The organism is Humitalea rosea (assembly GCF_003253705.1).
In the GTDB taxonomy this organism is placed as follows: Bacteria; Pseudomonadota; Alphaproteobacteria; order Acetobacterales; family Acetobacteraceae; genus Humitalea; species Humitalea rosea.
Genome location: NZ_QKYU01000041.1, coordinates 1 through 13,061, shown reverse-complemented (window position 1 = coordinate 13,061; position 13,061 = coordinate 1). Strand labels below are relative to the sequence as shown.

Below are 13,061 nucleotides of genomic sequence, written 5' to 3'. Positions count from 1 at the left end.
CGAAAACCTGAGGAGACAGCAACAATGTCCGGCTTCGCCAGCACCACCGATCTTTCCGACAAGACCATCTCCTTCGAGGAGCTTGGCCCCGGCCTCTACGGCTATACTGCCGAGGGCGATCCCAACTCCGGTGTCGTCATCGGCGATGACAGCGTGCTGGTGGTCGATGCGCAGGCGACGCCCGCGATGGCGGCCGATGTCATCGCCCGCATCCGCACCGTCACCGACAAGCCGGTGCGCCATGTCGTGCTGTCGCATTACCACGCGGTCCGGGTGCTCGGAGCCTCGGGCTACGAGGGGGCTGAGATCATCGCCTCCGACGTCACGCGCGCGCTGATCGTCGAGCGCGGGCAGCAGGACATGGACAGCGAAATCGGGCGCTTCCCGCGCCTGTTCCGGGGCAAGGAAAGCATCCCCGGTCTCACCTGGCCCGACATCACCTTCCAGAAGAAGATGACGCTGTGGCTTGGGGCGCGTGAGGTGCAGATCATCCACATCGGCCGCAGCCATACCGCCGGCGACACCGTGGTCTGGCTGCCGAAGGAGAAGGTCTGCTTCGCCGGCGACACCGTGGAATTCGGCGCGACGCCCTATTGCGGTGACGCGCATTTCGGTGACTGGCCGGGCACGCTCGACTCACTGCGTCAGCTTGGGGCGGAACGGCTGGTGCCGGGCCGTGGCCGCAGCCTGATGAATGCACGGGATGTGGAGGCCGGCATCGCCGGCACCGCCGCCTTCACCGGCGACCTGTTCGGGCTGGCGAAGCAGGCGGTGGCGGCGGGGCATGATCTGCAGCGCTTCTACGCCGATGCGATGGCGGCGATGCGGCCGAAATACGGGCAGTGGGTGATCTTCGAGCACTGCATGCCGTTCAACGTCTCGCGCTCATTTGACGAAGCCCGTGGCCTCGACCGGCCGCAGATCTGGACCGCGGAACGCGACGTCGAGATGTGGCGCGCGTTGGAGGGGAAGCAGCCGATGAAATCCGCGGAGGTGCATGGCTAGCCTCGCATCCACACCAGGCCCGTCCCCCAAGGAGTAGGGGGGGGCGGGCCGAAGCAGGAAAGGCAATGCCGCTTCGGTCTAACGCGCTCGGCAAATACAATGCCGTCGCAGCGATGCACCTGCGCCACCTTGACAAAGCGGACCTGTTTGGACAAGGTTTTGTTCGAATATAGGGGGCTTTGATGCGCTTCGCAATCGTCGGCGGAGGGTGGTACGGATGCCATCTGGCAACGGCCCTTGATGCTCTTGGGATGCAGGTCAAGCTCTTCGAGCGGCATTCCCGGTTATTTCATGAGGCATCTGGCAACAATCAGTTCCGGCTGCACCAGGGCTTCCACTATCCTCGCCATCACGCCACGCGCATGCAGTCGCGGGACGGCTTCATGCGGTTCGTGGAGCGCTACCCGCAGCTCTCCGCCTCGGTGCCGCACAATATCTACGCCGTGCCCGCCTATGACAGCGACATGGATTTCTCCACCTACCGGCTCATCATGACGGCGACAGGTGTCGAGTTTTCCGAGCTGACGGATAGTCCGGTCAAGCTGCAATCCGTGTCGGGAACCATCGCGACGCATGAGCGGGTCCTGATGATCAGCCGCTCGCGCGAGTATTTTGAGCGCAAGCTCGCCTCCCGCCTGACGCTGAACTGCCAGGTCGAGAGCATCGTGGACCATGGCACGCATGTTTCGGTCGATGGCGAGCCATATGATTTCGTCATCGACGCCACCTGGGGCCATTTGACCCGCCCGGCGATCGACGTGTTCTACGAGCCGACGATGCTGCTGTATTACGAAGGGCCGGTGGCGTTCCCCGCGTTGACCTTCGTGGATGGGGCGCTTTGCTCGCTCTACCCGACCGAGGATCAGGCGATCTACACGCTCTCCTCCGTGCCCCACACGCCCTTGGGGCGCTATGCGTCCTCCGAGGAGGCGCGGGCCAGCCTGGGGCGGGTGAATGGCGATCTGATCGCCCTGAAGGTCGCGCAGATGGAAGAGCAGATCAGCAAGTATTATCCGGGCTTCCGCGATCTGTTCCGTTTTGTCGGCCCGCAACTGGCGATCAAGACCAAGCCGATCGGGGCACATGACGACCGCTCCTGTTCGGTGACCCGCAAGGGGCGCGTGTTCAACGTGATGTCCGGCAAGATCGACACGATTTTCACCGCGACCGAGCGGGTGCTGTCCCTGCTCGAAATGAGCGTCGCGTCGGATGAATCGACCGGCTCCACGCTGCGCCAGGATATCCTTGGGATGGCCTTGTGAGCGCCGGCGACGCGCTCATCGGCTGCACCGGTTTCGTTGGATCGATCCTTGCGGCGCAGGGGGGCTTCGAGGGCCTCTACAATTCCCGCAACATCGGGGATATCCGCGGCCGTTCGTTCCGCCGGGTCATCTGCGCCGGTGTCTCCGCCAAGAAGTGGCTCGCGAACAAGGAGCCTGAGGCGGATCGCGCCGGAATAGCAGCGCTGATGGAGCCGCTGCGAACGGTGCGGGCGGAGAGTTTCGTGCTGATCTCCACGGTGGATGTCTTTGCATCCTCCGAAGGCGTGGATGAGGCGACGGTGCCCAATCGCGCCGGACTTCATCCCTATGGCCTGCATCGGCTGGAGCTGGAGGATTTCATCCTCGGCCAGTTCCCCCGCGTGCATATCCTGCGCCTGCCTGCGCTGTTCGGGCCAGGGCTGCGCAAGAACATCCTGTTCGACCTGCTGAACGACAACATGGTGGATGCGGTGAACCCGGATGCCGCCTTTCAATGGTACCCGGTGCAGCGCCTGCACGGGGATATCGCGGCGGCCGAGGCGGCGGGGCTGCAACTGTCGCATCTGGCGACGGAGCCGCTGCCGACGCGAGAGATCCTCGACGCCTTCTTCTCCGACAAGGTGGTCGGGGGCAAAGGCGCGGCGCCGGTCTATGACCTGCGGACCCGCCATGCCGAGATCTTCGGCGGCAAGGGGCCCTATCTGATGGATCGCGCCCAGGTGTTGGCCGAGATCGGCCGGTTTGTCGCGGCGGAGCGCCGCAGGTGAGCGGACCGGGGCTGGCCGTCTCCAACCTCGCCTGGCCGGCAGACGCGCTGGAGGAAGCCCTGGGGATGATTGCCCAGGCTGGCGCGCAGGGCGTGGAGGTCGCACCGACCCGCATCGCCCCCTGGGACGCGCTGACGCCGGCGCTGCTGTCCGGGTACGTGGAGGCCCTGCACCGGCACGGGCTGGTCCCCTCGTCCTTGCAGGCCATCTTCTTCGGGGTGCCGGCAGCACAGCTGCTGGGCGATGCCGCCGGGCTTGAGGCCATGGCGGCGCATATCCGCCGTGTGGGCGCGATCGCCCAGGCGCTGGGCGTTTCCGTTGCCGTCTTCGGCGCACCGCGCAACCGCGGCCGGGGCGATCTGGCGCCGGAGGCAGCCTTCGACCTGGCCGTGGAACGCCTGTGCCGCCTGGCGCCCATCGCGGCGGACTCCGGGCTGGTGCTGGTCATGGAGCCGGTCCCGGAGGCCTATAAGTCGGATTTCCTGCTGACCTGGCAGGAAGCGCTGGCGCTCGTGGCCAGCGTCGACCACCCGGCTGTCCGGCTGCATCTGGACACGGCCTGCGTCGCCCTCGGCCATGGTGACATCGCCGAGGCGATCCGGGCCGGGGCAGGGGTGCTGAGCCATTTCCACGCGGCCCAGCCCGGCCTCACCGACTTCTCCGTGCCCATCGAGGGGCTGGCGCAGGCGGGCGAGGCGCTGGAGAACATCGGCTACGGACGCTGGGTCGCCATCGAGATGCTGGAGCAGCCGGAGTGGCGCGTGGCGCTTGCCGGCGCCGTGGCGGCAGTCGGACGCCGTTTTCGGCCTGCCGGTGTGAAGGTGGGCTGATGCCGGGAAGCGGCGCCTGCGGCCCTGGATACGTGATCCGTTCCAACGTTCGGCCATCCGCAACAGTTTGATCCTCTGGAGCGGCTTGCGGGCATGCTCGTCCGGATGCTCACCCCCTGATCCGCCGCATGGCCGCACTGAAGCCGCCATGCAGCATCTCCGCATCGCTGGAATAGGCGAGCAGCAGCGCCCCCGCCTGCTTCCACTGCTCGGCCTGCTCGGCGCTGGAGACCAGCATCGCGCAGGTCTTGCCGTGCTTGCGTGCCGCTTCGAGGATCAGGTTGCGCTTCTCATCCAGCACCCGGGCCTGGTCGGGCGACCCGAACACCCCCAGATCCTGCGCGAGATCGGCCGGGCCGAGCGTCAGCGCATCGATCCCGTCCATCGCGGCGATCTCGTCCAGCTCATCGAAAGCGCTGGCGGTCTCCAGCATCACCGTCACGAAAACCTCGCGGTTCGCGAAGGCGCGCCGTTCCGCGACGGTGCCGCTCGTTTCGAAGTCGGTCGCGGCACTGAGCCCGCCATTGCCGCGCAGGCCCATCGGCGCATAGCGGGAACAGGCGACGATCTCGGCGGCGTGGCGCGCGGATTCGACCTGCGGGCAGTGGATGTTCCACACCCCCACGTCCAGCAGCCGGGTGATCCATTCGCGGTTGGCGACCGGCGGCCGCACCGCGATCGGGAAATCCAGCGCCCGCGCCATGGTCGCCATATCGCCGATGGTCTCGATCGAGGCCGCGGTATGCTCGATATCGACCCGCGCGAAATCCAGCCCCGCCGCCTTCAACAGCATGAGGATCGCCGGATTGCGGGCCATGGTGACCCAGGTGCCGATCTGCAATTCGCCCCGTTCGACGCCCGCGCGCATTGGGTTAGGCCGCATTCTGGTGTTCCTTGCTGCTGTTGCCCCGGGCCGCGCCGGCCCAGGCATGACGATGGGGCGTGACGATGGCTCGGGTGCTACTCCGCGCGGATGCCGGCGCGTTGCGCGACCTCGCCCCAGCGCCGCGTCTCCGCCGCCACGAAGGCGCCCACGTCCTCGGGCGTCTGTGCGCGGGTGGTGATGCCGAGCTGGGCAAAGCGTGCCGCGACTTCCGGCGAGGTCAGTGCCGCATTGGTCTCCCGGTTCAGCCGCGCGATCACCGCCGCCGGCGTGCCGGCCGGCGCGAACAGCGCGCCCCAGGTCAGCGATTCGAAGCCCGGCAGGGTCTCGGCGATGGTCGGCGCCTCGGGTGCGATGTCCACGCGTTCCGGGCTCGCGACGCCGAGCAGCTTCATCCGCCCGTCCCGCACATGCGGCAGGCCGGAGGAGATGTTGTCGAAGGCCATCTGCACATTGCCCGCCATCAGCTCCGTCATGAGCTGGCCCGAGGAGCGATAGGGGACATGCTCCGCCGTGGTGCCGGTCGCTTGGGTGAACAGCGCGCCCGCCAGATGGATGGAGGTGCCGACGCCGGAGGAGGCGTAGTTGAAGGCGCCAGGCTGCGCCCGCATCAGCGCGATCAGATCGGCCACGTTGTTCGCGGGGGAGGACGCCGGCACGAACAGCGCATTGGGTTGCAGGCTGATCAGCGCGATCGGGGCGAAGTCGCGCAGGTTGTCATAGGGCATCCGCGGATAGACGGCGGCGTTGATGGCATGGCTGCTGATGGTGCCGATGCAGAGGGTGTAGCCATCGGGGGCCGCCTTGGCGCAGGCATCGCTACCCACATTGCCGCCGGCGCCGGCGCGGTTCTCCACCACCCAGGGCTGGCCGAGGCGCCGCCCCATTTCCGGCGCCAGCAGCCGCGCGGTCAGGTCGGTCGTGCCGCCGGCGCCGAAGGGCACGATCACCCGGATGGCGCGATTGGGCCAACCGGCCTCCTGCGCCCCGGACGGGCTGGCCGAGGCCAGCGCCAGGCCCAGCATGGCCAGGGCTGTGAAGCTGCGACGCAACATGGTTTTTCGCTCCCGTCTGCGCGCCTATGCGGCGCTGTTGTCGTGCTTGGGCGGTGTTCAGCGCCCGATCGCGCCCTGCTCGATGCCCATGGCACGCGCGGTCGCGGTCCATTTTACCACCTCGGCGCCCATGAACTGCTGCGCTTCCTCCGGCGACATGGTCCAGATCGCGGTCCCCAGCCCGGCATGGCGTTCCAGGATATCCGGCCGGTGCAGCAGCGCGGTGACGTCGGCATGGATCTTGGCCACAGTCTCCGGCGGCATGCCGGCCGGGCCCATCAGCATGCCCCAGACCGTGCTGGTGAAGCCGGGGATGACGGTCTCGGCCACGGTCGGCACCTGCGGGGTCTGCGGCGCGCGGGTGGCGCCGCAGGTCGCCAGCAGCTTCATCCGCCCCTCCCGCACATGCGGCAGCGTCGGGGTGATGGTGTCGAGCATCGCGTCCACCCGGCCCGCGATCAGATCGGGATGCCCCTGGGTCGAGCCCCGATACGGCACCCGCGTCATCTCCAGCCCGGCCTTCTGGCAGAACAGCTCCATGCCCAGCGCCCCGAAGGTCGCGTAGCTCGTCTGGTTCGGCCGCGCCTTCACATAGTCCACGAACTCCTGGGCCGTGTTCGGCGGGAAGTTGGGGGCGACGATCAGCGCCTGCGGCGTCTGCGAGGTGGTGGTGATGTAGGCGAGGTCCCGCATCGTGTCGTAGGGCGTGCGGTAGAGCGCCGGGCTGATGCTATGCGCGGTGCCGGCGAGGCACAGCGTGGTGCCGTCCGGCGTCGCCCGCGCCGCCACCTCGGCGCCGATCATGCCATTGGCGCCGGCGCGGTTCTCCACCGTCACCGGCTGGCCCCAGAGCGGGGTGAGGTTCTCCGCCAGCAGCCGCGCGGTGATGTCGGACACGCCCCCGGCCGTGTAGGGGACGATGATGCGGACCGCGCGGCCGGGGAAGCGGCTGGTCTGGCCCCAGCCCGCCCCCGTCCCGGCCAGGAGGGCCGGGGCGGCAAGCAGGCTGCGTCGTGCGAGCGTCATGGAATTTCCCTCCAGTTGTGCCGTCCCGCGTCATGCCGCGCGGGTTGCCGGCGAAGCGGTCAGCCGCCCTTGGCGATGCGCGCGGCTTCCCCGATGCCCTTGCCGGCGCGGACATGTTCGAAGATCACCTGGTCCATCGCCTCGGCCTTCTCGGCGCGGGTGAAGACCTCCATGAGCCGGGCACGGGGGATGCAGACGACGCCGGTGCTGTCACCGACCAGGATGTCGCCCGGGTTCACCGTCACATTCTCCAGCCGGATCGGCACCTGCGTCGCAGCGGTGCGCACGCGGGTACGGCCGCTGACCGGCACCGCATGCTTCACGAACAGATCCATGCCGCTGTCCACGATCTCGGACAGGTCGCGCACGCCGCCATGCACCACGATGCCATTGACGCCGCGCAGCTTGGCCGCCGTCGCCGCGGCGCCGCCCATCATCGAGACCATGGCGCCGCCGGCATCGATCGCGATGACGTCGCCGGGGGCGGCATTATCGACATAGGCGGGGATGTCGAATTCCTCCGGCGCGAAGGTGCCGAGTGCCCCCACCGCGACATTCACGGTGAAGGCCGGGCCGGCGAACTTCCGGTCGGCCGCGACCGGCCGGATCGGCGGCAGCACCAGCCCGTCGATGCCGAGCGCGTCCAGCGCGCCGCCCACGGTGCTGGGGCCGATCTCGCGCAGGCGGGCGCAGAGGGTCGCAAGGTCTGTCTCGGTCATGCCAAATCCTCAGGTGAGGGGAGGGAAGTCGGGCTCATTGCGGCTCGATCCCAGCGAGCCGCACGAGGTCGCCCCAGCGGGTGGTCTCGCTGCGGATGAAATCGCCATAGGCCTCGGGCGAGGCCGACAGGTTCACCTCGAAGCCCAGGGCCGCGTAGCTCTGCCGCACCTGCGGCGTGTCGTAGCGGGCGCGCAGGGCATCGAAGATGCGGTGGATGATGGCGGGGTCGGTGCCGGCGGGGGCGGCGATGCCCTGCCAGGGCACCAGATCGAAGCCGGGCAGCCCGGCCTCGGTCAGCGTCGGCACATCCGGCGCCAGCGGGGTGCGCTGCGCGGAGGTGACGCCGAGCCCGATCGCGCGGCCCGAGCGGATGTGCTGCAACGCATTGCTGGGATCGGCGAAGGTGAAGGAGATCTGGCCGCCCAGCAGGTCGGTCACCGCCGGGGGGATGCTGCGATACTGCACGCCGACGGCATCGAACTGCCCGCCATTGGTGACCATCACCGCGGCGATCTGCGAGGAACTGCCGGAATAGCCGTAGCTGAGCTTGCCCGGATTGGCGCGGCCATAGGCCACCAGCTCCTGCGCGCTGCGTATCGGCAGCGCGGGGTGGCTCAGCAGGATCAGCGGCCCGGTCGCGAGGTTCGAGATCGGCACGAAATCCGCCACCGGATCGTAGGGCAGGTTGCGGAACAGCGTCTTGTTCGCGGCATGCGTCGAGTTGGTGACGATGAGCAGCGTGTAGCCATCCGGCCGGGCGTGGGCGACGGCCTGGGCCCCGATGATGCCGGAGGCCCCGGTGCGGTTTTCCACCACCACCTGCTGCTCCAGCGCCTCGGACATCGCGCGGGCGGCCTGGCGCCCGACCACGTCGGTGGAACTGCCGGCGGCGAAGGGCACCACGATGGTGATCGGCCGGTTCGGCCAGGATTGCGCGGCGGCGCCGCGTGCCACCAAGGGCAGCAAAGCGGCGCCGAGCAGGGTCCGGCGTGTCGTGGGCATGGCGATGGTCCTTTCCTCCGACCGGCCCGTTGCCCGGGCTCTGGCCGCGTTTTGAACGCGGGGGCATCTAGGGCTTTGCGTGACTGATTGACAAATCGGAATAATCGAATGATTTATTGGTTGGTATTATGACTCCGACGTTTCGCCACTTTGCTGCTTTCGCCCGGGTCGCCCGGCTCGGCTCCTTCGCGCGCGCCGCCGAGGCGCTGGGCATGTCGCAGCCCGCCCTCAGCCAGTCGATCGCGCAGATGGAGCTGCTGCTCGGCGTGAAGCTGTTGCAGCGCACCACGCGGGCGGTGCGCCTGACGGCGGAAGGCGAGGTGCTGCTGCCGCGCGCGGAGGCGATCCTGGCCAGTGTGGAGGAGGCGGTGGCGCTGCTGCGCGAGCGGCCCAGCCTCCGCCTCTCGGTGGGCTCGCTGCCCTCGCTCGCCAGGGGCTTCCTCGCCGAGATCCTGCGCCATCACCGGGAGCGCTATCCCGCGACGCAGCTTGCCGTGACCGATGGCACGTCGGAGGTGCTTTATGCCGGGATCGAGGCCGGGCAGCTCGACCTTGCCATCAGCAGCCGCCTGCGCGGCCATGCCGGCGTCACCTTCCTGCCGGTGCTGCGGGAGCGCTTCAAGCTGGTGCTGCGCCGGGACCACGTCCTGGCAGGGTCCGAGACGGTGACCTGGCGGGAGGCGCTGGCGCATGACTTCATCGCCTTCCCGCCCGGCAGCGGCGGCCATGCGGCGATGCATGACGCGCTGGACCGCGCGGGGCTGGTGCTGCGTCCGGTGATGACCCTGGCGCAGTCCAACACGATGATGGACATGGTCGAGGCCGGGGTCGGCGTCACGGCGCTGCCCGCGCTGGGGTGCCCGGCCCCGGACCACAGGCTGCTGACGACGCGGCCTCTGGTCGCCCCGGTGGTTGATCGCGACGTCGGCATCCTGCGCGCCGCCGCCGCCACGCCGAGTGCCGCGATGCTGGCGCTGCAGGAGATCGTGATGGAATGCGTGGCCGGCAGCGCCTTGCCGGGGATGACGCCCGATGCCGGGCTGCGGTCCCGGCTGCATCGGCGCGCCCCCTGAACGATGCCGAACGCGCCCTGGTGCTGGCGCGACCGACCGACGCCCGCGCCGGGATCATTGTGCTGCGGCGGCGCGACGTCGCCGCCTGAGCGCTCAGAACTCGGCGTCGAACTCCAGCTCGGTGATGCGGGCCTCCGGCTCCTGCCGGGCCGCCTCGATCCAGGCCTGCACATCGGGCCAGGCGAGGATGGTCTGGGCATAGGCCTCGCAGGGGGCATCGAGACTCACGCCATAGCTGCGGAAGCGCATGACCACGGGCGCATACATCGCATCCGCCACGGTCGGCTTGGCCCCGAACAGCCAGGGGCCGCCCCAGGTTTCGAGGCAGCCGCGCCAGAGGAACAGGATGCGCTCGATATCGGCGCGCGCGGCGGACCAGACGGTGAAGCCCGGCACCTCGGCGCGCAGGTTCATCGGCAGCGTGGAGCGCAGGGCGTGGAAGCCCGCATGCATCTCGCCGCAGATGGCGCGGCTGCGGGCGCGGGCGATGCGATCGGCCGGCATCAGCCCGGCCTCGGGCAGCAGCTCGTTCAGGTATTCCGCGATGCCGAGCGTGTCCCAGATCTCGGCGCCGTCATGCTCCAGCGTCGGGATCAGGATGGAGGAGGATTGCAGCAGCAACTCCGCCCGCGACCCGGGATCGTCCGGGGAGACGACCTGCTCGGTGAAGGGCAGGCCGGACAGGCGCAGGATCAGCCAGCCGCGCATGGACCAGGAGGAATAGGTGCGGCTGCTGATCCGCAACAAGGCCTTGGGTGCCTGCGTCTTGGGTGCCTGCGTCTTGGGTGCCTGCGTCTTGGGTGCCTGCGTCTTGGGAGCGCTGGCCGGAGCGCCGGCTGGAGCGCCGGCTGGAGCGCTCTGGGCACGCTTCGGCGGTGCTGGCTTGCGACGGTTCGGCTCGGACATGGCGCGGCCCCCTTGTTCGCGGTTCAGGCTAGCAGCACCTTCGCAGTTGCGAAACGGCGCTCTGCTGTCAACATGCGGCTGGCCGGGTCGTCGGCCGACAGGAACGGCATGATCCTATGATCTATCGGGCATTGCAGAACGGGCAGGATCTGCTCTCTCCCTTGCGGGCTTTCGCCCTCGGGATGGGCGGCTTGCTGGCGCCGCTCGATGTCCCGCATCCGGCCTTCGGCGGCGCGCGGGCGATGCGCGCGGCGCTGGAGGTTTTTGGGCATTTCGCGGTCGGGCATCGCCGGCCCGCCTTCGGCCTGGGGCCGGTGCGCGTCGGCAACCGCCTGGTCGAGATCGAGGAGGAGGTGGTCGCCGGTACCCCCTTCGGCAGCCTGCTGCATTTCCGCAAGGATGTGGATGTCCCGCTGCCGCGCCTGTTGGTGGTGGCGCCGATGTCGGGGCATTTCGCGACCTTGCTGCGCGGCACCGTGCAGGTGCTGCTGCAGGATCACGACGTCTACATCACCGACTGGCACAATGCCCGCGACATCCCGGTCAGCGAGGGGCGCTTCGGCCTCGATGAGTTCGTCGAGCACATCATGGGATTCCTGGAGGCGATCGGCCCCGGCGCGCATGTGCTGGCGGTGTGCCAGCCCGTGGTCGCCGTGATGACCGCGGTCACGATAATGGCCGAGGACCACAACCGCGCCTCCCCCCGCAGCATGACCTTGATGGCCGGGCCGATCGACGCGCGGCAGAACCCGACCAAGGTGAACGAGCTTGCGAACACCAAGCCGATCGAGTGGTTCGAGAGCAAGCTGATCGCCAAGGTGCCCTGGCGCCACCAGGGCGGTGGCCGCCGCGTCTATCCCGGCGCCATGCAGCTCTCCGCCTTCATGGCGATGAACATGGACCGGCATGTGAAGGCGCATCAGGACCAGTTCTGGAACCTGTTCGACGGCCAGGCCGACAAGGCCGCGATGCACCGCCGCTTCTACGATGAATACCTCGCGGTGATGGACCTGCCGGCGGAGTTCTTCCTGGAGACGGTGAGCACGGTGTTCCAGGAACACTCCTTGGCGCGCGGCATGCTGAGCTGGCGCGGGCGGCCGGTGCGGCCCGAGGCGATCCGCCGCACCGCGGTGATGACGGTCGAGGGCGAGCGCGACGACATCTGCGGCATCGGCCAGACCATGGCCGCACTCGACCTCTGCCGCAGCGTGCCGGTCACCATGCGCCGGCATCATCTGCAAACCGGTGTTGGGCACTACGGTGTCTTCAGCGGACGCCGCTTTGCCCAGGCGATCTATCCGCGGGTGCGGGAGATGATCCAGGCGCATAATGGCTGAGGCCCCGGCTGCACGAAAATGATTGCTGCGGTGCAGCGCGTCTGCCACGCTGCGCCACACTGATCCTCCGCTTGCTGGCGGTGACGACAGGGCAAACGCAGGTTCGGTTCCCTTTCCCTCGCGGCGACCTTTGGCGCCGCGCAGCCAAGGATGTGATCCATGCCTGAAACGCCGGTCATTTCCCTCTTCTCGCATGTGAAGCCGGGCGACACGCCCTGGCGGCAGGACGGGCTGCGCGACTTCTTCCTGTATCGGGACCTCGGCATGGATGGCGCGACCGGTGGCCGCGTCATCGCGCAGCTGGTCAAGGCCAACAAGCCGCCGGAGCATGGCACCGGCTGGCACCGCCATACCGCCGCCTTCCACATGGTGCTGATGACCAAGGGCTGGGCGAAGTTCATGTATGAGGACAAGGAGACGCTGGTCGCCGCCGGGGACTGCGTCCATCAACGGCCGGGCATCGTGCACTACCTCTACGACTACTCGCCGGACATGGAATATCTCGAGGTCGTCTCCCCCGCCGATTTCGGCAGCGAGGATGCCGATGGGCCCTGCGCCGTGCCGGCCCCGGCCGCCTGGAAGGAAATGGCCTGAGGCCACCCCGGCCCCGGGACCGCGCCGGCCATGTCGGATAGGCTTCCCGGGCCACCGGGATGCCGCATGCCATGGATGAGTCCGCCGCCCCCTTCGATCCGCGCGCCCACCGCATGGTCGCGGAGCAGCGCTGGTTCGACGACTTCCGGCTGGGCGAGCGCTTCCCCTTGCCCAGCCGGACGATGACCAGCGCCATCTTCCTCGCCTTCCAGGCCGCCAGCGGCGACAACCACCCGGTGCATTACGACCGCGAATACTGCCGGGCGCGCGGCCTGCCCGACATGCTGGCGCATGGCTACCAGGTCGCCATCCAGACGGCGGCGGGGGCGGGGATCTTCCCGCATCTCGTGGAGGAGTCGCTGAAGGCCTTCCTGGAGCAATCCAGCCGCTTCCTGCATCCAGTCTTCGTCGGCGACACGCTCTATCCGGCGCTGGAGGTGGATGAGCTGACGCCTAGAGCGGGATGCGTTTAGGTTCGATTGTATCCTGAATGGGTGAAATAGTTGGTGCATTCCGCGGGTGTGTAGGTGTCGAGGAGAGTGCCGATGGTAGCGCAGACGGCGTCGCTGGTGCGCGCGGCGGCCTTGCGCAGCAGGTGTTT

General features: G+C 68.5%; 14 protein-coding genes. 8 read left to right on the top strand and 6 right to left on the bottom strand.

Annotated features, from left to right (window positions below; all coding sequences use genetic code 11):
- Positions 1-24: 24 nt before the first annotated feature.
- The 4 genes from C8P66_RS22175 (at position 25) to C8P66_RS22160 (ending at position 3,864) form a co-directional block, all read left to right on the top strand.
- Positions 25-1,005 carry an MBL fold metallo-hydrolase gene (locus tag C8P66_RS22175; RefSeq protein ID WP_111400474.1) on the top strand — a complete coding sequence of 327 codons (981 nt, stop codon included), beginning with the start codon at positions 25-27 and terminating at the stop codon, positions 1,003-1,005.
- Between the two features lie 182 nt (positions 1,006-1,187).
- Positions 1,188-2,267, top strand: coding sequence for an FAD-dependent oxidoreductase (locus C8P66_RS22170; RefSeq protein ID WP_111400473.1), 1,080 nt, complete (start codon positions 1,188-1,190; stop codon positions 2,265-2,267).
- A complete protein-coding gene (locus C8P66_RS22165) occupies positions 2,264-3,034 on the top strand; it encodes an NAD-dependent epimerase/dehydratase family protein (protein ID WP_111400472.1) in 771 nt (256 codons plus the stop codon). Before C8P66_RS22170 ends, C8P66_RS22165 begins: the two co-directional genes overlap by 4 nt.
- The gene (locus C8P66_RS22160; RefSeq protein ID WP_111400471.1) at positions 3,031-3,864 is read left to right on the top strand and encodes a sugar phosphate isomerase/epimerase family protein; all 834 of its coding nucleotides are present in this window, start codon (positions 3,031-3,033) and stop codon (positions 3,862-3,864) included. The genes C8P66_RS22165 and C8P66_RS22160 overlap by 4 nt, the downstream gene beginning before the upstream one ends.
- Positions 3,865-3,973: 109 nt before the next feature.
- Here the strand turns inward: C8P66_RS22160 and C8P66_RS22155 are convergent, their stop codons facing one another.
- The 5 genes from C8P66_RS22155 to C8P66_RS22135 form a co-directional block, all read right to left on the bottom strand.
- The gene (locus C8P66_RS22155) at positions 3,974-4,747 is read right to left on the bottom strand and encodes an HpcH/HpaI aldolase family protein (protein ID WP_158537351.1); all 774 of its coding nucleotides are present in this window, start codon (positions 4,745-4,747) and stop codon (positions 3,974-3,976) included.
- A 77-nt stretch (positions 4,748-4,824) separates the two neighbouring features.
- Positions 4,825-5,802: a Bug family tripartite tricarboxylate transporter substrate binding protein gene (locus C8P66_RS22150; protein ID WP_111400469.1), complete on the bottom strand. Its 978-nt coding sequence runs from the start codon at positions 5,800-5,802 to the stop codon at positions 4,825-4,827.
- 57 nt (positions 5,803-5,859) lie between these two features.
- Positions 5,860-6,828: a tripartite tricarboxylate transporter substrate-binding protein gene (locus tag C8P66_RS22145; protein WP_111400468.1), complete on the bottom strand. Its 969-nt coding sequence runs from the start codon at positions 6,826-6,828 to the stop codon at positions 5,860-5,862.
- Positions 6,829-6,887: 59 nt separating this feature from the next.
- Positions 6,888-7,547, bottom strand: coding sequence for an RraA family protein (locus tag C8P66_RS22140; protein WP_111400467.1), 660 nt, complete (start codon positions 7,545-7,547; stop codon positions 6,888-6,890).
- A gap of 34 nt (positions 7,548-7,581) precedes the next feature.
- Complete coding sequence (locus tag C8P66_RS22135; RefSeq protein ID WP_111400466.1) at positions 7,582-8,550, bottom strand: Bug family tripartite tricarboxylate transporter substrate binding protein; 969 nt, start codon at positions 8,548-8,550, stop codon at positions 7,582-7,584.
- A 128-nt stretch (positions 8,551-8,678) separates the two neighbouring features.
- Between C8P66_RS22135 and C8P66_RS22130 the strand changes: the two genes are divergently transcribed.
- Positions 8,679-9,623 carry a LysR family transcriptional regulator gene (locus tag C8P66_RS22130; protein ID WP_111400465.1) on the top strand — a complete coding sequence of 315 codons (945 nt, stop codon included), beginning with the start codon at positions 8,679-8,681 and terminating at the stop codon, positions 9,621-9,623.
- 93 nt (positions 9,624-9,716) lie between these two features.
- On the opposite strand, the gene C8P66_RS22125 is transcribed toward C8P66_RS22130, so the two are convergent.
- Positions 9,717-10,370, bottom strand: coding sequence for a glutathione S-transferase (locus C8P66_RS22125; RefSeq protein WP_245903735.1), 654 nt, complete (start codon positions 10,368-10,370; stop codon positions 9,717-9,719).
- A gap of 275 nt (positions 10,371-10,645) precedes the next feature.
- On the opposite strand from C8P66_RS22125, the gene C8P66_RS22120 reads away from it, so the two are divergent.
- The 3 genes from C8P66_RS22120 (at position 10,646) to C8P66_RS22110 (ending at position 12,933) form a co-directional block, all read left to right on the top strand.
- Positions 10,646-11,866 (top strand): polyhydroxyalkanoate depolymerase, encoded by a 1,221-nt coding sequence (locus C8P66_RS22120; RefSeq protein ID WP_111400463.1) that lies wholly within the window; start codon positions 10,646-10,648, stop codon positions 11,864-11,866.
- 159 nt (positions 11,867-12,025) lie between these two features.
- A complete protein-coding gene (locus C8P66_RS22115) occupies positions 12,026-12,460 on the top strand; it encodes a cupin domain-containing protein (RefSeq protein ID WP_111400462.1) in 435 nt (144 codons plus the stop codon).
- Between the two features lie 71 nt (positions 12,461-12,531).
- Positions 12,532-12,933, top strand: coding sequence for a MaoC family dehydratase (locus C8P66_RS22110; RefSeq protein WP_111400485.1), 402 nt, complete (start codon positions 12,532-12,534; stop codon positions 12,931-12,933).
- Positions 12,934-13,061 lie beyond the last annotated feature (128 nt).

Coding starts and splice junctions, on each gene's coding strand:
- C8P66_RS22140 (WP_111400467.1), bottom strand. CDS start 7,547: ATGACCGAGACAGACCTTGCGACCCTCTGCGCCCGCCTGCGCGAGATC.
- C8P66_RS22150 (WP_111400469.1), bottom strand. CDS start 5,802: ATGTTGCGTCGCAGCTTCACAGCCCTGGCCATGCTGGGCCTGGCGCTG.
- C8P66_RS22175 (WP_111400474.1), top strand. CDS start 25: ATGTCCGGCTTCGCCAGCACCACCGATCTTTCCGACAAGACCATCTCC.
- C8P66_RS22120 (WP_111400463.1), top strand. CDS start 10,646: ATGATCTATCGGGCATTGCAGAACGGGCAGGATCTGCTCTCTCCCTTG.
- C8P66_RS22155 (WP_158537351.1), bottom strand. CDS start 4,747: ATGCGGCCTAACCCAATGCGCGCGGGCGTCGAACGGGGCGAATTGCAG.
- C8P66_RS22130 (WP_111400465.1), top strand. CDS start 8,679: ATGACTCCGACGTTTCGCCACTTTGCTGCTTTCGCCCGGGTCGCCCGG.
- C8P66_RS22170 (WP_111400473.1), top strand. CDS start 1,188: ATGCGCTTCGCAATCGTCGGCGGAGGGTGGTACGGATGCCATCTGGCA.
- C8P66_RS22110 (WP_111400485.1), top strand. CDS start 12,532: ATGGATGAGTCCGCCGCCCCCTTCGATCCGCGCGCCCACCGCATGGTC.
- C8P66_RS22135 (WP_111400466.1), bottom strand. CDS start 8,550: ATGCCCACGACACGCCGGACCCTGCTCGGCGCCGCTTTGCTGCCCTTG.
- C8P66_RS22145 (WP_111400468.1), bottom strand. CDS start 6,828: ATGACGCTCGCACGACGCAGCCTGCTTGCCGCCCCGGCCCTCCTGGCC.
- C8P66_RS22115 (WP_111400462.1), top strand. CDS start 12,026: ATGCCTGAAACGCCGGTCATTTCCCTCTTCTCGCATGTGAAGCCGGGC.